The organism is Streptomyces sp. NPDC005898 (genome assembly GCF_040629635.1).
GTDB lineage: Bacteria > Actinomycetota > Actinomycetes > Streptomycetales > Streptomycetaceae > Streptomyces.
In genome coordinates this window covers 336,662-354,915 of record NZ_JBEXWC010000005.1, presented here as the reverse complement: position 1 = coordinate 354,915, position 18,254 = coordinate 336,662, and the positions used below count along the sequence as shown (strand labels likewise).

Genomic DNA, 18,254 nt, shown 5'->3' with positions numbered 1-18,254 from the left:
CCTGGGGGGGCGCGGGGCCCGCGGGGGGGGGGGGCCCCCCCCCGGGGGGGGGGGGGGGGGGGGGGGGGGGGGCCCGGCGGGCCCGGCCGGGCCGTCGTGCCCCGACGGCTACAGCCTCAAGGTGCCATCCGATGCCCCTGACGCGCTCGTGTGCCGCCGCGACGGCGCACCGCAACCCGACGTGACAGACGATCCGCCGACACCGCAAACGGCACTGGACCCGCAACGTCGCAGACCCTGACCCCACCAGCTGCCGTTTTCGGTCAACGCGACTCCCACCACTTTCCACCGAGCGCCTCGAACGTGTGAACTAACTACCTGCAAGGCCGGGGTAGTGGCGCGCCATGGCTATACGGGAGGAAGCATCCGTGAACTGTCCCCAGTGCGGTGCACAGACGCAGCAGGGTCCCGGCGGAGGGTGGTCCTGTGGCAACTGCGGTTGGCAGACCAGCTACCAGCCCCCCACGCAGGTACTCTCGGCTCATGACGCAGCAGTGGCTACCGGACACCGAGCCGCTTGACGGCCCCGCGCCCCCATGGGGTACCGAGACCACCTCGGGCGCGCAGATCACTGTCACAAATTGCTACCGCTGCGGTACTGAGGTGAGCGGCCTGAACGGCCGGTACGCCTGTGCCCTGTGCGGCTGGGTCAACAACTGGTCCGAAGGACACACCGAGCTTCCCGGCCCGGAGATGGACCCGGACTACCCCGGCCCCTGAGCGGAACGGCGAGCAGGTCGCCAACGCAGAGCGCCAGATCTTGAACAGTCCCCCTTCCGCCTTCGGACGGGAGGGGCCTCTTGGTCATGCCTGAAGCGCGCCGACAGTACAACGGCCCCCGCACGAGCGGGGGCCGTTAGGCGTACCGTTCTGAGTGTCGAGTTCTGAACGGAGGCACCAGTATGCCCGAGACCACCGACGTCGGCGCCCGTCTTCGCGACTTGAGGAAGCGGCGGGGCCTGAGCCAGCGCGAATTGGCCACCGCGAGCGGCGTATCCCTGTCGACCATCAGCAAGTTGGACAAGGCGCCACCACCGGAGACGTGCGCCTGGAGACAGTCCACCACCTCGCCACGGCACTGCGGGTCACGACCACTCGTCTGCTCCGCCGTGACCCCACCGGCCCCGGTCTCGCGCCCGGGGCATGGCGGCCGCTCCAGCAGGCCCTCGAATCACCCCCCGCCCAACTGAGCGACGAGGCACACGTACAACCCGTGGCGGACGGGCTGGACGCTGCCCGCAGCGCCTTCCTCGACAAGCGCTTTTCCGACTTCGTCACCCTCACGGTCCCCCTCCTGCGGGACGCGGACGCACTCGACCACGACACCGAAGGCCGTGCCCTGCGGTCGCACCTCTTGCAGCTCGCGGGGAGCGTCCTCACGCAAGTCCATGCCTACGAGTCCGCCGAGGCCGCCCTCAGCCGGGCGCTGGACGCCAGTCCCGACCGTCTGCGCGCGGCCTCGGTCGTGACCACGCGGGTGTGGCTGCTGATTCGGCAGGGCCGCTTCGATGATGCGCGGACGATGGCGATCCAGTGGGCTGACGATCTCGAACCTCGCATGTCCCGGGCCACCGGCGATGAACTGGCGGCGTGGGGCTGGATGTTGCTGCAGGTGGCGGCGACGAACCTGCGTGACAGCAGGCGGGGGGAGGCGGCGGATGCGCTGCGCCTGGCGCACGCGGCTGCGGTCCTCACGGGGCGCGAGCTGCCACCCGGCAAGGAGCGGCTGGCGACGTGGGGGCCGAGGACAGTGGCCTACAAGACGGCGGAGCGGGACGTCATTCTGGACCGTCCGGACGCTGTGCTGAGGACGGCCGAGCGGCTATCCGCGGCGGGCCCGGTGGAGGGCACAGAGCATCACCGGCACCGGCTCGATGTGGCGCGTGCGCACGTCAAGATGCGTCAGCACAGTGAGGCCGTCGGTGTCCTGCGTGAGGTCCATGCCGCGGCACCGGAGTGGCTGGCCCAGCAACAGTACGCGCGAGACATCCTCAGCGACGTTGTCGACCGGAGGCGGACCTTGACGCCGGACATGCGGAAGTTGTCCGAAGCCCTGGGCACGACTGTGTGAGGTGCTGCTACTTCGGGGTGACGGGGCGTCAAATTGCCACTGTCGGGGACACCCTGCACTCCCTAGCGTCAACGTATGACGCCCGTCACACCTCAACTCTCAGCAGCGTTCAAATGGCTGTCGCACGCCCAGCGGGAGTCGCGCCAAGCGCACCGTGAGTGGGCAGACACCGGCGTGGCCCTGCTTCCGCTCGGCCAGCGCTTCGACGCAGCCCGCCTCCCCGCACAGCTCCTCCTCGCATCCGTCGGCACATACGACCCGCTGGAGATCGCCGAACGCCTCACCCGGTTTCTCAACGGCCCCGTCCTCTTCGACGGCCGGCTCATGGGCGGCACGTACTACGCCCTCATGCGGCCCAGTCCCGGACAGCCGTGGAAGCACCAGGCCGCCGCACCTCGCCTCAGCACGGGCACCTACCTCGGCGTCCCGAAGATCGGCCGCACCGAGCCGCCCGGTACGCACTGGGTGGTGCCCCCACGGTTCCCGGGCGACCTGTGTGAGCCCGCCACCGTCGAGGCCCTCATCGGCTTCGGACTCCGCATCACCCAGGAGGCCGAGCTGTGAGCGCGCCAACGAGTAGTCGGGTCACCTGGATCTACGGTCCGGAAGCGGCCGCGCACCTGCTGGAGGGGCGTATTCGTGCCCACGAGGCCGAATGTTCCGGCTGCGGTCCCGCGAAATGCGAGGAACGCGCCCGTCTTTGCCGCGCCCTGCGCGGCGTGCCGTCGTTGCTGAAGCGCTACGAGCCCAGCGAAGAGGACTGCCGATGAGCGAGGCCGTCCGGTACTGCTGGCGCTGCGACGCACCCATCACCAAGGAGCATCCCGGCACGTCCGCCGTGAAGGTGTCCATCTCGGCCGGCGGCGCCACCGTCTGGCTCCACACCAAGTGCCCGCAACTGCCTACGTTCGTACGGCGCACGCCCCGGTAGACCCCCGCCGCGGCCCCGGGGGAAGAGCAGACGACGGGGAAAGGGGCGGCACTTCGCTCCACGCACGCCAAGCCATCGGCGAGCGACCCAGTGACTCTTCGACTCGCAAGCCCCTAACATCATTCCTAGGCGGCGTTCTGGGCGCCGCAGTAACAAGAGTTCCTCTCTTGGGCCGTGAAATTGGAAAACAGGTGCCCGAAATGTCGATTCATGCGCTAATGAGTAAAGTTGCCTCCCTCGGCCCATGAACGCGCAGGTCGCGCCCTGTGGTCCCCGCGCATGCGGGGGTGGTCCCTGCTTTTCCTTCCGGCAGTTGCGACACAGCCCGTGGTCCCCGCGCATGCGGGGGTGGTCCCGGATGGGCGCTCGCCCCCGAGCACGAGTGGTCGTGGTCCCCGCGCATGCGGGGGTGGTCCCTGACGCGTCGGCACACGCTCCGGCTCCTCGTCGGTGGTCCCCGCGCATGCGGGGGTGGTCCCGTACTGGGGATGGGCCGACGGCGTCGGCGGCGGTGGTCCCCGCGCATGCGGGGGTGGTCCCCCCTTGCGGTTGGTGGCCATGCCCCCGGGCCGGTGGTCCCCGCGCATGCGGGGGTGGTCCGAAGATCAGGCACTCAGAGACGACCGACGCCGTGTGGTCCCCGCGCATGCAGAGGTGATCCCGGGTCCGACTGCGAGGTTGGCGCCCGGGGCGCGGACGGCCCGGCTGGTCCGCCGGGGCCGCAGGGCGAGCCGGACTCAGCTGGCCCCGCCGGGGAGCGCCGCCCGGCCGGGCCGTCGTGCCCCGACGGCTACAGCCTCCAGGTGCCAGCCGATGACTCTGACGCGCTCGTGCGCCGCCGCGACGGCGCCCCGATTCAGAGGCCGAGGACACACCGACTCCGCAGGCCGCCCTCGATCCCGCACGCCGCCAATACCCGTGACATGCCGTGCCTGGAGCTACCCGAGGTATGGGGCCGAACGCCTCTCCAGGAAGTGCTGGATGCGCAGACGCTGTGTGTGGTGCATGGGCAGCGACTTCAGGTCGGCCGGAGCGACGAACCGAAGCTCGGTGGACTCGTTCGAGATCTCCAGCTCACCCCCGACTCGGCGAGCCGTGAAGCACACGTTGAACTGCCGACGTACTTCACCGTCGGTATAGGCGATGACGTGCCGTGGGTCGGTGTACGTGCCGACGAGGCCGGTGATCTCCACATCCAGGCCAGTTTCTTCCTTGACCTCACGGACCGCTGCGCCCGGCAGAGAGTCGGTCATGTCCATGCCGCCACCAGGCAGGGCCCATAGGTCGTTGTCACGGCGCCGCTGCAGCAAGATCCGTCCATCCTCGTCGGTGACGACAGCCGAGGCGGCCACGACGAGGCTGTTCGGCTTGGGGGCGTTGCAATCGTCGAAGTACTCGGTACGCGCCATCTGCTACTCCTCCACCGGTTGAGCTGTGTCCCACACGGCGTCGAAGCTGGCCGTGTACGTGTCGAACATCCCGCCGTCCTCATTGCGTCGGAGGTGCCAAACAGGTGCCGCGTAGGCGTTAACGCCCCACACATGGCCGTTGACGAGCATCTGGTCATCTGTCCTGTAAAGGGAGTTGTAGAGCGTCGTGCCGTGTGTGCGCAGCTGCACGCCAGGCGTTCCCAGCAGAGGCCGGTAGTGCATGAGTGCCAGGTCGCACCGCGACTCGATGCCGTGGCCGTAGCGCTCCTCCTGGCCCCGCTGGTGCACGCTTGAGCCGCCGGCATCCCCGAGCAGAATGCGGATCTCGCAGCCTCCCGCCGCTTGTGCGGCCAGCACGTCGTTCAGCTTGGGACAGGCCTCGTGCAGGAACACGGCAGCGTAGACGAGGACGTCGATGTGCCGCTGCGCCTGCCGGAACAAGTCAATGTACGTAGCCACGGGGAGGTCAGCGCGCTGCGGGTACAGGGCGACGAGTTCAGGACTGACGCTGCGGACATTGCGCGGCCGGCGTAGGGCCGGCCAGAGCGCGTGTATGTCCTCGCCCAGCGCCTCGGCCGCACGCACGGCGGTTCCCCGTCGCGGCACGCGCCCCTGATTCACCCACCGCTCCACCGACTTGGGGTCCACGCTCATCTTCTCGGCCAGGGAATCGTAGGTCCATCCCCCTGCCGTCATGACAGCTCTCAGCCGCTCGTTGCGCATGCCGTCCTCCGTCGGAGGTCGAAGTTCCAGGGACGTTTTACCCCTTCTAGGACGTCCCGAAGTGCCGAAGTGTGGCGGTTCCTACGTCCCGAGCGGCGCTGGACGATCGCGGAACACGAAAGCACCCGGCGACCGTGCAACCGGGCCCGGGGCGAGGCCGACCAACGAGGAGTCGACATGAGCGAGAGTACGGACACGGAGCCCAGCACGGGAAGCGGCACATCCCCCACGCCTGCATGCGCCGCCGCTGACTTCTTGGCGCGCTCTCAGCAGACCCCCGAGCAGGCCCGGCGTGAATGGGCTGACACCGGTGTCGCGCTGCTGCCGCTCGGCCATCGCTTCGAGGCGGCAAGGCTCCCCGCGCGGCTCGTGCTCGCCACGGTGTGCACGACCGACCCGCAGCAGACCGCCGTGCTCCTCGGTCGCGCCCTCAACGGTCCGGTCATCTTCGACGGCCGGCTCATGGGCGGCACGTACTACGCCCTCATGCGGCCCAGCGCCGGACAACCGTGGAAGTACCAGGACGTCGCCCCGCGCCTGGGAGTCGGCACCTATCTCGGCGTACCGAGGATCGGTCGCACCGAGCCGCCCGGTACGCACTGGGTGGTGCCCCCACGGTTCCCGGGCGACCTGTGTGAGCCCGCCACCGTCGAGGCCCTCATCGGCTTCGGGCTCCGCATCACCCAGGAGGCCGAGCTGTGAGCGCGCCACCGAGTAGTCGGGTCACCTGGATCTACGGTCCGGAAGCGGCCGCGCACCTGCTGGAGGGGCGTATTCGTGCCCACGAGGCCGAATGTTCCGGCTGCGGCCCCGGGAAATGTGAGGAGCGGGCCCGTCTTTGCCGCGCCCTGCGCGGCGTGCCGTCGTTGCTGAAGCGCTACGAGCCCAGCGAAGAGGACTGCCGATGAGCGAGGGCGTCCGGTACTGCTGGCGCTGCGACGCACCCATCACCAAGGAGCATCCGGGCAGGTCCGCCGTGAAGGCGTCCATCTCGGCCGGCGGCGCCACCGTCTGGCTCCACACCAAGTGCCCGCGACTGCCCACCTTCGTGCGGCCCACACCCCGGTAGACCCCCGCCGTGGCCCCGCCAGAAGAGCAGACGACGGGAAAAGGGGCGGCACTTCGCTCCACGCACGCCAAGCCATCGGCGAGCGACCCAGAGACTCTTCGGCCAACTACCACCTGAAGCCACTCTCTTCAGAATGAAAGAAGGTCCGCCCCCTGCCCACACGCAAGCCCGTAACATCATTCCTGGGCGACGCTCTGGGCCTCGCAGCAACAAGAGTTCCTCTCATGGGCCGTAAAACCGGAAGGCATGTGCCCGAAATGTCGCTTCACGCGCTAGTGAGCAAAGTTGCCTCCCTCGGCCCATGAACACGCAGGTCGCGCCCTGTGGTCCCCGCGCATGCGGGGATGGTCCCACGGGCCGCCGTGAAGGCAGTTGAGGGAGTTTGTGGTCCCCGCGCATGCGGGGATGGTCCCCACCAGTTCGTCGGCGTAGCTGCCGCAGTGGCGTGGTCCCCGCGCATGCGGGGTGGTCCCTGTGCATTGGTGAGCCGGTCGCCGAGTTCAGCGTGGTCCCCGCGCATGCGGGGGTGGTCCCGCGCCGCCCGTCTCTTCGCCCTGGCGTACCGCGTGGTCCCCGCGCATGCGGGGGTGGTCCCATCCGCACCCGGCAGTCGTCCAGCGTCATGCCGTGGTCCCCGCGCATGCGGGGGTGGTCCCAGTGCGTAGTCCTCGACCCGTTCCAGGCGCACGTAGTCCCCGCGCATGCGGGGGTGGTCCCGTGCTTGCGCTCGAAGTGGACGACGGCTCTCCGTAGTCCCCGCGCATGCGGGGGTAGTCCCGGGCGAGTTCCTGATGCTCGACATGGTGGACGGTGGTACCCGCCCATGCGGGGGTGGTTCCGCCACCGCCACCGACATCCGGTAGCACCCCCGGCGGCCCCCGCATACGTGGTGATCGGCTCCGAGGCCAGGAGCTGTGCCGGTTACCGGCATCCCATCCGGGCGGAGACATGTGCCGACGCGGTGGAGGTGCCGTTCGGGGTGGACTTGTTGTTGACGGTCGCCGGGCGCGAGGTCGTCGTCAGGGCGGGTGGGTTTTCGGAGGCCGGCTAGGTGGGCTGAGAGGGGGGCGGGGTTGACCGGGGCTCTGTGGGGCAGGGTCGGAGTCATGAAATTCGCGTTTTCCACCCTCGGTGTCCCCGGTCTGCCCCTTCCCGACGTGCTGCGGCTCGCCACCGACAACGGCTATCACGGGGTCGAGTTGCGCGCGCACCCCGAGGAGCCGGTGCACCCCGGGCTCGGGGCGCTCGAACGGGCCGACGTGGCCGCCGCGTTCCAGGCCGCCGGGGTCGAGATCCTCGGTGTCGCCGGATACGTGCGCGTGGCGGAGCCCGGCGACGACGGGCCCGTCCTCGCCGAACTGGCCTCCCTCGTCGCCCTCGCCCGCGACCTGGGTGCGCCCTTCGTCCGCGTCTTCCCGGGCGGCGGCACCGAGCAGAGCGCGGACGACGCCGACGAGATCGCCGCGAGGCGCCTCGGCACCGCGGCCCGCGGCGCCGCCGACGCCGGCGTGCGCATCCTCGTGGAGACCCACGACTCCCACCGCACCGGCGCCGACGTCACCCGCGTCGTCGGCACAGTCGGCCACCGCCAGGTCGGCGCCCTGTGGGACGTGCTGCACACCTGGCTCGGCGGCGAGTCCCCCGCCGACACGTTCGCCGCGCTCTCCCCCTACCTCGGCTACGTCCAGGTGAAGGACGTCTCCTCGGCGGACGACACCACGCCCCTGGCCCTCGGCACCGGCACCCTGCCGCTCGACGAGTGCCTGGAGGTGCTCAGCTCGGAGGGCTGGGAGGGGTGGCTGTGCTGGGAATACGAGAAGCGGTGGTACGAGGACGCGGCGCCGCTGGCCCCGGCGCTCGCACCGGGCCGCGAGTATCTGACGCGGCTGCTGAGCCGGTCCGGCTGACGCGGGGTCTCGGGTGACTGGGGTGAGACCGGGGTGAGCTGGTTTACGGGGTGGCCCGACCGGCCCCGGTGACGGGGGTGGCCTGGTCGGCGCCGTCCTGGCCGGCGCGGGGGTCCTGGGCGGCGCGCCCGCTCCGGCTGACGCGGGGGTCCTGGGCGACGGGGGCGGCCTGGCTGGTGGGGGTGACCTGGCTGGTGGGGGTGACCTGACTGGCGCCTTCGTGGCTGACGTGAGGGGCCTGGGCGGTGGGGGTGACCCGGCCGGTGCCCTCCTGCCGGACGGGGGTCGTCTGGCTGACGGGCGTGACCCGGGTGGTCCCGTTGGTCGGCCTCGGGTACGAGGTCAGGGCGACGCCGGCCACCAGGAGGGCGGCCGCGCACCACCTCAGGCCGCTCACCGGCTCGCCCAGGACCAGTGCCGCGCCGGACATGCCGAAGACCGGTACGAGCAGTGAGTACGGGGCGACCGTCGACGCGGGGTGGCGGCGCAGCAGGTAGCCCCATGCCCCGAAGCCGAAGACCGTCGTGATCCAGGCGACGTAGACGATGATGCCCGCGCCCGCCCAGTCGAGGGAGCGCAGGGCCGCCAGGTCGCGGGACGGGCCCTCCCACAGGAGGGAGAGCGCGAGCAGCGGCAGGACCGGGACCGTGCTCACCCACACCATGAAATTCAGGGCGTCGGGCGGTGACGCCTTGCGGGTGAGGACGTTCGACACGCCCCAGCAGGCCGCCGCGCCGATCAGCAGCGCGAAGGCGGTGAGCGGCCCGGTCTCACCCTCGTCGACGGCGGCGACCGCGATGCCGGCGAGGGCGATCAGCATGCCCGCCGCCCGCACCCGCCCGGGGCGTTCGCCGAGCGCCACGAAGGCGAAGAGGGCGGTGAAGACGGCCTGGACCTGGAGCACCAGGGACGACAGACCGGCGGGCATGCCCGCGTCCATGCCGATGAACAGCAGCCCGAACTTCGCCACCCCGAGGACGAGCCCGACCCCCAGCACCCATGTCCACGCCACCTTCGGCCGCCCCACGAAGAAGACGGCGGGCAGCGCGGCCACCAGGAACCTGAGGGCGGAGAAGAGCAGCGGCGGGAAGTGGTCAAGACCCACCTCGATCACCACGAAGTTGATGCCCCATACGGCGGTGACGAGGACGGCCAGACAGACATGTGCAGGACGCATACGTCGAGGATCACCCGGCACCACCGTGTAGCACCAGCACGGATTTCTGCATGATGGGATGTAGCAACGCTGTTGCATGGGGAGGCAGTCCGTGCTCGATCTCGCCCGGCTCCGGGCCCTGCACGCGGTCTCCGTGCACGGCACCGTGGGGGCCGCCGCCGCCGCGCTCGGCTACACCCCCTCCGCCGTCTCGCAGCAGATCGCCAAGCTGGAGCGGGAGACGCGCACCACGCTTCTGGAGCGCCGCGGCAGGGGCGTCGCGCTCACCGCCGACGCGCTGCATCTCGCGGACACCGCACGGCAGTTGATGGCCGTCATGGAACGCGCCGAGACCGAGCTGGAGCAGCGGCGCGGCGTGCCGTCGGGGCGGCTGACCATCGCCGCGTTCGCCTCGGCGGCGCGGGGGCTGCTGCCGCAGGTGCTGGCGGACCTCGCGCGTCGGCATCCGGCGCTGGACGCCCGTATGAACGAGGTCGACCCGCATCTGTCCATCGACCTGGTCGCCAAGGGCGCGGTCGACGTGGCCGTCGTCCACGACTGGGACATCGCGCCGCTGCCCACGCCGCCCGGCGTCGAGCAGGCGGTCATCGGGGACGACCTGTGCGACCTCGTCGTGCCCGCGGAGCACCGGTTCGCGGGGCGTACGTCCGTACGGCGCGAGGAGTTGAAGGACGAGCGCTGGATCACGCAGCCGCCGGGGCTCGTCTGCCACGAGTGGCTGGTGCGTACGCTGCGGGAGGCCGGGTGCGAGCCGGACATCGCGCATCAGGCCGAGGAGAACCCCACGTTGGTCGCGCTGGTCGCGGCGGGGCTCGGGGTCGCGCTCGTCCCCCGGCTCGGGCGTGGGCCCCTTCCCTCCGGGGCCGTCACCGTGCGGCTCGATCCCGTGCCGGTGCGGAGGCTCTACGCGTTGTGGCGTACGGGGGCGTCTGGGCGGCCGGCGGTTTCGGAGACCGTACGGGGGTTGCGGCGGCACTGGGTCTGAGCGCTCGGTTCCTCTTTGCTCCGCAAGGAGCTTTCCCACCCACCCACCCACCCACCCGTTACCCCGCGTCCGCCCCTGAGCGCAGAGCCCGCCCGTTGCCCCGCGTCCAGCCCTTCGTCCTTGACCGGCGCGAAACCCCGGGATATCCGTGGTTCCTGGAAGTTTTCCTCGGCCCGCAGGAGCACCCGTGTCCCACCCCCACGACGACCGACTCCGCGAGCTCATCGCCGGGATGACCCTGGAGGAGAAGGTCGGCCAGCTCTTCGTGATGCACGTGTACGGGCATACCGCCACCGACCCCGACCCGGACGACATCGCCGCCAACACCGAGGAACTCGGCGTGCGCGACGCCGCCGAGCTGGTCGCCCGTTACCACCTCGGCGGTGTCATCTACTTCGGCTGGGCCCACAACGCCCGCGACCCGCACCAGATCGCCGCCCTCTCCGCCGGCATCCAGCGCGCGGCAGCGGCGGCCCTCCCGTCGGGCGTCCCCGTGCTGATCTCCGTGGACCAGGAGCACGGCATCGTCGCCCGCGTCGGCGCCCCCGCGACCCTGCTGCCCGGCGCGATGGCCCTCGGCGCCGCCGGCTCGCCCGCGCACGCCCGCGAGGCGGCCCGCATCGCCGGCACCGAGCTGCGCGCCCTCGGCATCCGCCAGGACCACGCCCCGGACGCCGACGTGAACAGCAACCCCGGCAACCCGGTCATCGGCGTACGCTCCTTCGGCGCCGACCCCGAGACGGTCGCGGGCCTCGTGGCCGCGCAGATCGAGGGCTACCGGAGCGCGGGCGTCGCCACCGCCGCCAAGCACTTCCCCGGCCACGGCGACACGACGGACGACAGCCACACCGAGCTGCCGCACATCCGCCACACCCGCGAGGAGTGGGAGCGCCACGACGCCCCGCCCTTCCGGGCGGCGATCGCCGCGGGCGTCGACTCCGTGATGACCGCCCACATCGTGGTGCCGGCGCTGGACCCGTCGGGCGACCCGGCGACCCTCTCCCGGCCGATCCTGACGGGCATCCTGCGCGAGGAACTCGGCTTCGACGGCGTGATCGTCACGGACTCGCTGGCGATGCGCGGGGTCCGCACGAAGTACGGGGACGACCGCGTGGCCGTGCTCGCGCTGAAGGCGGGCGTGGACCAGCTCCTCAACCCGCCGCGCCCCCGCGCCGCCTGGGAGGCGGTGCTTCGGGCCGTCAGGGACGGCGAGCTGACGGAGGCCCGCATCGAGGAGTCCGTCCTGCGCGTGCTGCGCATGAAGGCCGACGTGGGCCTTCTGGACGCGGAAGGGAAGCCGCCCGCCGACCTCGTGCCTTCGGCGGACACCGTGACCGCCGCCGTCGGCACCGCCGACCATCTCGCCGCCGCCGACCGCATCGCGGAGGCCACGACGACCCTGCTGCGCGACGACGCCGGCCTGCTGCCGCTCTCCCCGGACGCCCACCGCGACCTCCTGGTCGTCGGCGCCGACCCGCGTTCGCCGTCCGGTACGACGGGCCCGCCGACGTCGGTCCTCGCCGAGGCTCTGACCGGCCTCGGTTTCCGCGCCGCCGCGCTGTCGACGGGCACGGACCCCGACGCCACGGCCGTCGAGAAGGCGGTGGCGGCGGCGCGGGGCATGGCGGCGGTCCTCGTGACGACGTACAACGTCTCGACGCACGCGGCCACCGCGCGCGACCACACCCAGGCCGCCAACGCCGCCCTGGACGAGGCCGCCGCCCCCGACAAGGCGACGGCGACGGTGGCGGCGACGGCCGAGGACGGCCAACGGGCCCTGGTGGCCGCGCTCAAGGCCACCGGTGTCCCCGTCGTCACCCTCGCGATCCGCAACCCGTACGACGTCGCCCACCTGCCCCCGGTCGACGCCGCGCTCGCCACGTACTCCTGGACGGACGTCGAACTGCGCGCCGCGGCACGGGTGATCGCGGGCCGCGCCGCGCCCCGAGGGCGCCTCCCGGTGCCGGTGCGGCGGGCCGACGACCCGGCCCGGGTGCTGTACCCGATCGGCCACGGACTGACGTGGTGACACGGTGACGTACTGAGGCGTGCGCGCTCCTCGGGTGCCCGAGGAGCCGCCGTCACGGCCTCAGCGTCTGCTCCCCCCGCACGCCGCGCCGGTCCAGCTTCGCGTCGTACGCCGCCAGCGGCCTGCCCGACGCCGACGGGACCCCGGCCCAGCGCTGGATGCGCTCCGTGGCCTTCGCCTTCTCGTCCGGGACGAGCTGCGAGACGGTCGCCCCGTGGTTGGCGCGGGGCGCCGTGAAGACGTACGAGTCGTGCCCGCCGCCCCGCGCGGGGCGGAACTTCTCGGCGCCGTACGGGTCGTACTCGCCGTACACGTACATCATCCGGTGCGCGTGGTGGCGTACCCAGGTGTCGACGTCCCGCATGACGTGCGGCCGGAAGCGCATGGGGATCTCGCGCGGCACGAAGGTGCGGGGCGGCTGGTAGCCGTAGCGGCTCAGGGCGCCGAGCCAGGGCTGGCGGATGGTGGGCGCGCCCAGTTCGGTGCCCGCCTGGTAGTAGTACGGCGTGTAGGGCGCGAGTCCCTGGTCGGTGTAGGACGACCAGCCGCCCACCGAGTCCACGAAGTCGAAGAGGGCCTGGTCGCTCATGGTGGCCGCGTCGGGGACCTCGGCGCAGGCGGTGCCGGCGGGCTGGTACTGCCAAAAGCCCCACACGAGGTCCATCACGACGGCCTCGAAGGCCTTGTCGAGCGTGCCGACGGTCCGGAAGGTCTCACCGTGGTCCGCGGCGTACGCGGCGAGCATCTTCGACAGGGGCTCCCTGCGCACCAGCGCCTCGCGCTGCACGGCCTGGACGCGCTCGCGGCACTCCTTGGTGCCCACGGAGGCGAGGAACTCGTCGTACGCCGAGTCCTCCTTGTCCACGACGTCGTTGGGCGCCACGTAGGAGACGACGCCGGCCATGTCACGCGGGTAGAAGCGCTCGTAGTACGTGGCGGTCATGCCGCCCTTGGAGACGCCGGTGGCCAGCCACTTCTCGCCGTAGACCGGCTTGAGCGCGCGGTAGAGGCGGTGCTGGTCGGTGGCGGCCTGCCAGATGTCGAGCTTGGTCCAGTCGGCGGGGTCGGGGCGGGAGGGGGTGAAGAAGCGGTATTCCATGGAGATCTGGTTGCCGTCGACGATCTGCGTGGGCTCGCGGCGGCTGGGGTTCGTGGAGACGCTGTAGCCGCTGGTGTAGAAGACCGTGGGACGGGCGGTGTCCTTGTGCAGCACCGTCAGGCGCTGCTTGAAGGTGCCCTTGGCGGGGTGCCGGTGGTCCACCGGCTGCGTGTAGGCGAGGACGAAGAAGCGGTAGCCGGGATAGGGCTTCTCCTCGACGAGGCTCATGCCGGGAATGGCGAGCAGCCTGTCCTTGATGTCGGTGCCGCCGGTCCTTTTCTCCGTCCCCGCGGCGGCGGCCGTCCCGGCCGTGCTCACCGCGCCCATGAGCACCACGAGCGCCAACAGCCATCTGAGCGCCTTGCGCATGCACCCTCCCCTGCCGAACAACAGTGCTCCGGAACCTAACGGAGCAACTGGGTCCGCACCAGAGGGTGTTGCGAGCCGCCCGCGGGTCTCAGCACAGGATCCAGCCGGTGCTGACCCCGTGCCCGCCGACCTTCCCCGACACGCGCACGCAGCGGTGGCCGGCGTGCACCACGACCGGGCCGGCGCGGCGGGTGTAGCGCCCCTTGTCCCGCGCGGCGCGGCTGCCGCGCGCCTGGACGCTGACGGACATGGCCTTGCGGGCGCCGGGGCGCTTGGCGGTCGTGATCGCGCAGACGAAGCCGCGGGTCTTGAAGACGTCGACCCGGCCGGTGTGGAAGGACAGGGTGCGGACCTTGTGCCCGGCGCACGGTCCGGCGGCGGCCTGGGCGATGCCCGCGCCGGGGCCCGCGAGGGCGAGCAGCAGCGCGGCGACGAGCCCGGCGGCACCGAGCGTCAGCCGCTGTCGTATGCGACCACGGCCGCCACCCCTGCTCACGCCTGTCTCTCCCGCCTCTGTGCCCTCAGCGTACTGGTGTACGGACGCGGCTCACCGCCCACACGGTTGCGTGCGGCCCTCGGCTTTTGCGTTCCGGGCGCTCTCGTACCCCGGGCCGGTGCGGGCGATCCCCCTCGGGCTCGGCGGGCCCGGGCGGGCTCAGGCGGTCTCCACCGGCTCCCCCACGAAGGTCCGCCACAGCCGCGCGTACCGCCCCTCCCGGGCCAGCAGCTCCTCGTGCGTGCCGTCCTCGGCGACGCGCCCGTGGTCCATCACGACGACGCGGTCCGCGCGGGCGGCCGTGGTGAGGCGGTGGGCGACCACCAGCGTGGTGCGCTTGCCGGCGATGCGGTCGGTGGCCTGGTTGACCTGCGCCTCCGTGGCGAGGTCGAGGGCGGCGGTGGCCTCGTCGAGGAGCAGGATGTCGGGGTCGACCAGCTCGGCGCGGGCCAGCGCGATCAGCTGGCGCTGCCCGGCGGAGAGGTTGCGGCCCCGCTCGGTGACCTCGTGGAGGTAGCCGCCGTCGAGGGTGGCGATCATGTCGTGCGCGCCGACCGCGCGGGCGGCGGCCTCGACCTGGGCGTCCGTGGCGTCGGGGCGGCCGTAGGCGATGGCGTCCCTGACCGTGCCCGCGAAGAGGTAGGCCTCCTGCGGGACGACGCCGAGGCGGTGGCGGTAGGCGGTGAGGTCCAGGGAGCGCAGGTCGGTGCCGTCCACCGTCACCCGCCCGCTCGTCGGGTCGTAGAAGCGGGCGACGAGCTTCACGAGCGTCGACTTGCCCGCGCCGGTCTCGCCGACGAAGGCGACGGTCTGGCCGGCGGGTATCCGCAGCCGCACGTCGGTGAGGGCCGCCTCCTCGCCGTTGTAGGCGAACCGCACGTCCTCGAAGGCGATCTCGCCGCGCAGCGAGAGGACGTCCAGGGGCTCGTCGGCGGCCTGGGTGGAGGTCGGCTCCTGGAGCAGCTCCTGGATGCGGCCGAGCGAGACGGTGGCCTGCTGGTAGCCGTCGAAGACCTGGGAGAGCTGCTGCACGGGCGCGAAGAACAGGTCGATGTAGAGCAGGTAGGCGACCAGCGCGCCGGTGGTCAGGGTGCCCGCCTGGACCCGGCCCGCGCCCACGATCAGCACGGCGACGACGGCGGCGGAGGAGAGGAACTGCACGAACGGGAAGTACACGGAGATCAGCCACTGGCCGCGGATGCGGGCCTGGCGGTAGCTGTCGCTGTTGCGGGCGAACCGCTCGGCGCCCGAGCGCTCGCGCCCGAAGGCCTGCACGATGCGCAGCCCGGCGACGGACTCCTGGAGGTCGGCGTTGACGGCGGAGACGCGCTCGCGGGCCAGTTCGTAGGCCTTCACGCTGGACTTGCGGAAGAAGTACGTGCCGACGACCAGCAGCGGCAGCGTCGCGAAGACGACCAGGGCGAGCTGTACGTCGATGACGAGCAGGGCGGCCATGATGCCGAAGAAGGTGACGACGGAGACGAAGGCGGTGACCAGGCCCGTCTGGAGGAACGAGGACAGGGCGTCCACGTCCGTGGTCATCCGGGTCATGATCCGCCCGGTCAGCTCCCGCTCGTAGTAGTCGAGCCCGAGCCGCTGGAGCTGCGCGAAGATCTTCAGCCGCAGCGAGTACAGGACCCGCTCGCCGGTGCGTCCCGTCATCCGCACCTCGCCGGTCTGCGCCGCCCACTGCACGGCGACGGCGGCGAGGGCCAGCCCCGAGGCGGCCCAGACGGCGCCGAGCGCGAGCTGGTTGACGCCCTCGTCGATGCCGTGCCGGATCAGGACGGGCAGCAGCAGGCCCATGCCCGCGTCGACGGCGACGAGCAGCAGGCTCACCAGCAGCGGCAGCCCGAACCCGGCGAGCAGCCTGCGCAGGTTGTACGACTCCTCGGGGGTGACGGCCCGCGCCTCGTCGATGCCGGGCCGGTCGTCGGCCGGGGGCAGCGCGTCGACCTGGGCGAGCAGCTCGGGCGTGGACGGCATCCCGGACAGCGCGGTGTCCTTGGGCTCGCGGTCGCCGGTCCACAGGGCGGGCGTGATGCCGCGCTCCGCGTCGAACTCGGCGTCCAGCTCGGCGCGTACGGAGGTGTCCTCGGGCAGGTCGGCGGGGAGCGCGTGGCCGGGCGAGACGCCGCCCAGCTCGTCGGGGTCGGTGAGCAGGCGCCGGTAGAGGGGCGAGCGCTCCACCAGCTCCTCGTGGGTGCCGACGTCGGCGAGGCGGCCGCCGTCCAGGACCGCGATGCGGTCGGCGAGGTTCAGGGTGGAGCGGCGGTGGGCGATGAGCAGCGTCGTGCGGCCCGCCATGACGGCGCGCAGCGCCTCGTGGATCTCGTGCTCCACGCGCGCGTCCACCGCCGAGGTCGCGTCGTCCAGGACGAGCAGGCGGGGGTCGGTGAGGATGGCGCGGGCGAGCGCGATGCGCTGGCGCTGGCCGCCGGAGAGGGTGAGGCCGTGCTCGCCGACGGTGGTGTCGTAGCCGTCGGGCAGCTCGGATATGAACCCGTGGGCCTGGGCGGCGCGCGCGGCGGCCTCGATCTGCTCCTGGCCGGCCTCGGGACGGCCGTACGCGATGTTCGCGCGGACCGTGTCGGAGAAGAGGAAGGAGTCCTCGGGCACGAGGCCGATGGCGGAGCGCAGGGAGTCGAGCGTCAGCTCGCGCACGTCGTGCCCGCCGATGAGGACGGCGCCGTGCGTCACGTCGTAGAAGCGGGGCAGCAGCAGCGAGACGGTCGACTTGCCGCTGCCGGAGGAGCCGACGACGGCGAGGGTCTCGCCGGGGGCTATCTGGAAGGACAGTCCGTCCAGGACGGGGCGGTCGTCCTCGTAGGCGAAGGCGACGTCGTCGAACTCGACGGTGGCGGGGGCGTCGGCGGGCAGTTCCTTGGTGCCGTCGCTCATGCTCGGCTCGGTGTCGATCAATTCGAGCACCCGTTCGACACCGGCGCGGGCCTGCTGTCCCACGGTGAGGACCATGGCGAGCATCCGCACCGGGCCGACGAGCTGCGCGAGGTAGGTGGAGAAGGCGACGAACGTGCCCAGGGTGATCTGGCCGCGCACGGCCAGCCAGCCGCCGAGGGCCAGCATGGCGACCTGCCCCAGCATGGGGACGGCCTGGAGGGCGGGGGTGTAGCGGGAGTTGAGGCGGATGGTCCGCATCCGCCCGGCGAACAGCTTGCGCCCGACCTCGCGGAGCTTGCCGGTCTCCTGGTCCTCCTGCCCGAAGCCCTTCACCACGCGTACGCCGCTGACGGCGCCGTCCACCACACCGGCGACGGCGGCGGCCTGGGCCTGCGCGTACCAGGTCGCGGGGTGCAGCCGGGAGCGGGAGCGGCGGGCGATGAACCACAGGGCGGGGGCGACGGCGAGCGCGACGAGGGTCAGCGGCAGGGAGAGCCACGCCATGATCACCAGGGAGATCACGAAGAGCAGGATGTTGCCGATGGTCATCGGCAGCATGAAGAGCAGGCCCTGGATGAGCTGGAGGTCGCTGGTGGCGCGGCCGACGACCTGGCCGGTGGACAGCTCGTCCTGGCGCCGCCCGTCGAGCCGGGTGATCGTCCCGTACATCTCGGTGCGCAGGTCGTGCTGGACGTCCAGGGCGAGCCGGCCGCCGTAGTAGCGGCGGATGTAGGTGAAGACGTAGACGAGGACGGCCGCGCCGATCAGCGCGCCCGCCCAGGGGCCCATGGACCGGCCGCCGCCCCGCCCGTCCTCCCCGATGACGTCGTCGATGATCACCTTGGTGATCAGCGGCACGAGGGCCATCACGGCCATGCCGGCGAGCGAGGAGCCGAGCGCGAGCACGACGTCCTTCGGGTACCGCCACGCGTATCCGGTGAGCCGCTTGGCCCAGCCGGCCTGCTGCCGCCCGGACCCGCCCCGTTCGTCCGCCACCAGTTGCCTCCCGTCGACCTGACCTGCCGAGAGGCCCAACGCGGCGGGACGCGGATTTCATCCCGCCGCAA

The 18,254-nt window shown here is 71.8% G+C and carries 14 protein-coding genes, 1 pseudogene and 1 CRISPR repeat array; of the genes and pseudogenes, 9 read left to right on the top strand and 6 right to left on the bottom strand.

The genetic code is table 11. The annotated features are described in order from the left end of the window. Positions 1-902: 902 nt before the first annotated feature. From ABZ385_RS10500 to ABZ385_RS10485, 4 genes and pseudogenes are all read left to right on the top strand, one after another. Positions 903-1,025: pseudogene (locus tag ABZ385_RS10500) on the top strand (helix-turn-helix transcriptional regulator); the annotation flags it as partial. 188 nt (positions 1,026-1,213) lie between these two features. Further along, entirely contained in the window at positions 1,214-2,071 is an 858-nt protein-coding gene (locus ABZ385_RS10495; RefSeq protein ID WP_358910852.1) for a transcriptional regulator, read from the top strand. A gap of 174 nt (positions 2,072-2,245) precedes the next feature. Beyond that, a complete protein-coding gene (locus tag ABZ385_RS10490; protein WP_358910850.1) occupies positions 2,246-2,635 on the top strand; it encodes a hypothetical protein in 390 nt (129 codons plus the stop codon). A 202-nt stretch (positions 2,636-2,837) separates the two neighbouring features. After that, on the top strand, positions 2,838-3,002 hold the full coding sequence (locus tag ABZ385_RS10485; RefSeq protein ID WP_358910849.1) for a hypothetical protein: 165 nt from the start codon (positions 2,838-2,840) through the stop codon (positions 3,000-3,002). Between the two features lie 266 nt (positions 3,003-3,268). Then, positions 3,269-3,664: a CRISPR direct-repeat array (repeat unit 29 nt; unit sequence GTGGTCCCCGCGCATGCGGGGGTGGTCCC). A gap of 276 nt (positions 3,665-3,940) precedes the next feature. Here ABZ385_RS10485 and ABZ385_RS10480 read toward each other — a convergent pair. Further along, a complete protein-coding gene (locus ABZ385_RS10480) occupies positions 3,941-4,411 on the bottom strand; it encodes an NUDIX domain-containing protein (RefSeq protein WP_358910847.1) in 471 nt (156 codons plus the stop codon). A gap of 3 nt (positions 4,412-4,414) precedes the next feature. Continuing rightward, positions 4,415-5,155: an XRE family transcriptional regulator gene (locus ABZ385_RS10475; protein WP_358910845.1), complete on the bottom strand. Its 741-nt coding sequence runs from the start codon at positions 5,153-5,155 to the stop codon at positions 4,415-4,417. Positions 5,156-5,332: 177 nt separating this feature from the next. On the opposite strand from ABZ385_RS10475, the gene ABZ385_RS10470 reads away from it, so the two are divergent. The 3 genes from ABZ385_RS10470 (at position 5,333) to ABZ385_RS10460 (ending at position 8,131) form a co-directional block, all read left to right on the top strand. Further along, complete coding sequence (locus ABZ385_RS10470; RefSeq protein WP_358910844.1) at positions 5,333-5,857, top strand: hypothetical protein; 525 nt, start codon at positions 5,333-5,335, stop codon at positions 5,855-5,857. 202 nt (positions 5,858-6,059) lie between these two features. Beyond that, positions 6,060-6,224, top strand: coding sequence for a hypothetical protein (locus tag ABZ385_RS10465; protein WP_358585266.1), 165 nt, complete (start codon positions 6,060-6,062; stop codon positions 6,222-6,224). Positions 6,225-7,330: 1,106 nt separating this feature from the next. After that, positions 7,331-8,131, top strand: coding sequence for a sugar phosphate isomerase/epimerase family protein (locus ABZ385_RS10460; RefSeq protein WP_358910842.1), 801 nt, complete (start codon positions 7,331-7,333; stop codon positions 8,129-8,131). A gap of 43 nt (positions 8,132-8,174) precedes the next feature. On the opposite strand, the gene ABZ385_RS10455 is transcribed toward ABZ385_RS10460, so the two are convergent. Beyond that, on the bottom strand, positions 8,175-9,308 hold the full coding sequence (locus tag ABZ385_RS10455; RefSeq protein ID WP_358910841.1) for an EamA family transporter: 1,134 nt from the start codon (positions 9,306-9,308) through the stop codon (positions 8,175-8,177). Between the two features lie 91 nt (positions 9,309-9,399). Here ABZ385_RS10455 and ABZ385_RS10450 point away from each other — a divergent pair, with 91 nt between their 5' ends. Both ABZ385_RS10450 and ABZ385_RS10445 read left to right on the top strand, forming a co-directional pair. Continuing rightward, a complete protein-coding gene (locus tag ABZ385_RS10450; protein WP_358910839.1) occupies positions 9,400-10,293 on the top strand; it encodes a LysR family transcriptional regulator in 894 nt (297 codons plus the stop codon). A gap of 232 nt (positions 10,294-10,525) precedes the next feature. Further along, positions 10,526-12,322, top strand: a complete 1,797-nt coding sequence (locus tag ABZ385_RS10445; RefSeq protein WP_358585288.1) for a glycoside hydrolase family 3 N-terminal domain-containing protein — start codon at positions 10,526-10,528, stop codon at positions 12,320-12,322. A 52-nt stretch (positions 12,323-12,374) separates the two neighbouring features. On the opposite strand, the gene ABZ385_RS10440 is transcribed toward ABZ385_RS10445, so the two are convergent. The 3 genes from ABZ385_RS10440 to ABZ385_RS10430 all read right to left on the bottom strand — a co-directional run bounded on the left by ABZ385_RS10440 (position 12,375) and on the right by ABZ385_RS10430 (position 18,183). Then, positions 12,375-13,790 carry an aminopeptidase gene (locus ABZ385_RS10440; RefSeq protein ID WP_358910838.1) on the bottom strand — a complete coding sequence of 472 codons (1,416 nt, stop codon included), beginning with the start codon at positions 13,788-13,790 and terminating at the stop codon, positions 12,375-12,377. Positions 13,791-13,878: 88 nt separating this feature from the next. After that, positions 13,879-14,286, bottom strand: a complete 408-nt coding sequence (locus tag ABZ385_RS10435) for a hypothetical protein (protein WP_358585276.1) — start codon at positions 14,284-14,286, stop codon at positions 13,879-13,881. Between the two features lie 159 nt (positions 14,287-14,445). Further along, entirely contained in the window at positions 14,446-18,183 is a 3,738-nt protein-coding gene (locus ABZ385_RS10430) for an ABC transporter ATP-binding protein (protein ID WP_358910836.1), read from the bottom strand. Positions 18,184-18,254 lie beyond the last annotated feature (71 nt).

What these genes read in the sequence shown, in the direction of transcription:
- ABZ385_RS10485 (WP_358910849.1), top strand. Translation starts at nt 2,838, where the DNA reads ATGAGCGAGGCCGTCCGGTACTGCTGGCGCTGCGACGCACCCATCACC.
- ABZ385_RS10480 (WP_358910847.1), bottom strand. Translation starts at nt 4,411, where the DNA reads ATGGCGCGTACCGAGTACTTCGACGATTGCAACGCCCCCAAGCCGAAC.
- ABZ385_RS10475 (WP_358910845.1), bottom strand. Translation starts at nt 5,155, where the DNA reads ATGCGCAACGAGCGGCTGAGAGCTGTCATGACGGCAGGGGGATGGACC.
- ABZ385_RS10470 (WP_358910844.1), top strand. Translation starts at nt 5,333, where the DNA reads ATGAGCGAGAGTACGGACACGGAGCCCAGCACGGGAAGCGGCACATCC.
- ABZ385_RS10465 (WP_358585266.1), top strand. Translation starts at nt 6,060, where the DNA reads ATGAGCGAGGGCGTCCGGTACTGCTGGCGCTGCGACGCACCCATCACC.
- ABZ385_RS10460 (WP_358910842.1), top strand. Translation starts at nt 7,331, where the DNA reads ATGAAATTCGCGTTTTCCACCCTCGGTGTCCCCGGTCTGCCCCTTCCC.
- ABZ385_RS10455 (WP_358910841.1), bottom strand. Translation starts at nt 9,308, where the DNA reads ATGCGTCCTGCACATGTCTGTCTGGCCGTCCTCGTCACCGCCGTATGG.
- ABZ385_RS10445 (WP_358585288.1), top strand. Translation starts at nt 10,526, where the DNA reads ATGACCCTGGAGGAGAAGGTCGGCCAGCTCTTCGTGATGCACGTGTAC.
- ABZ385_RS10440 (WP_358910838.1), bottom strand. Translation starts at nt 13,790, where the DNA reads ATGCGCAAGGCGCTCAGATGGCTGTTGGCGCTCGTGGTGCTCATGGGC.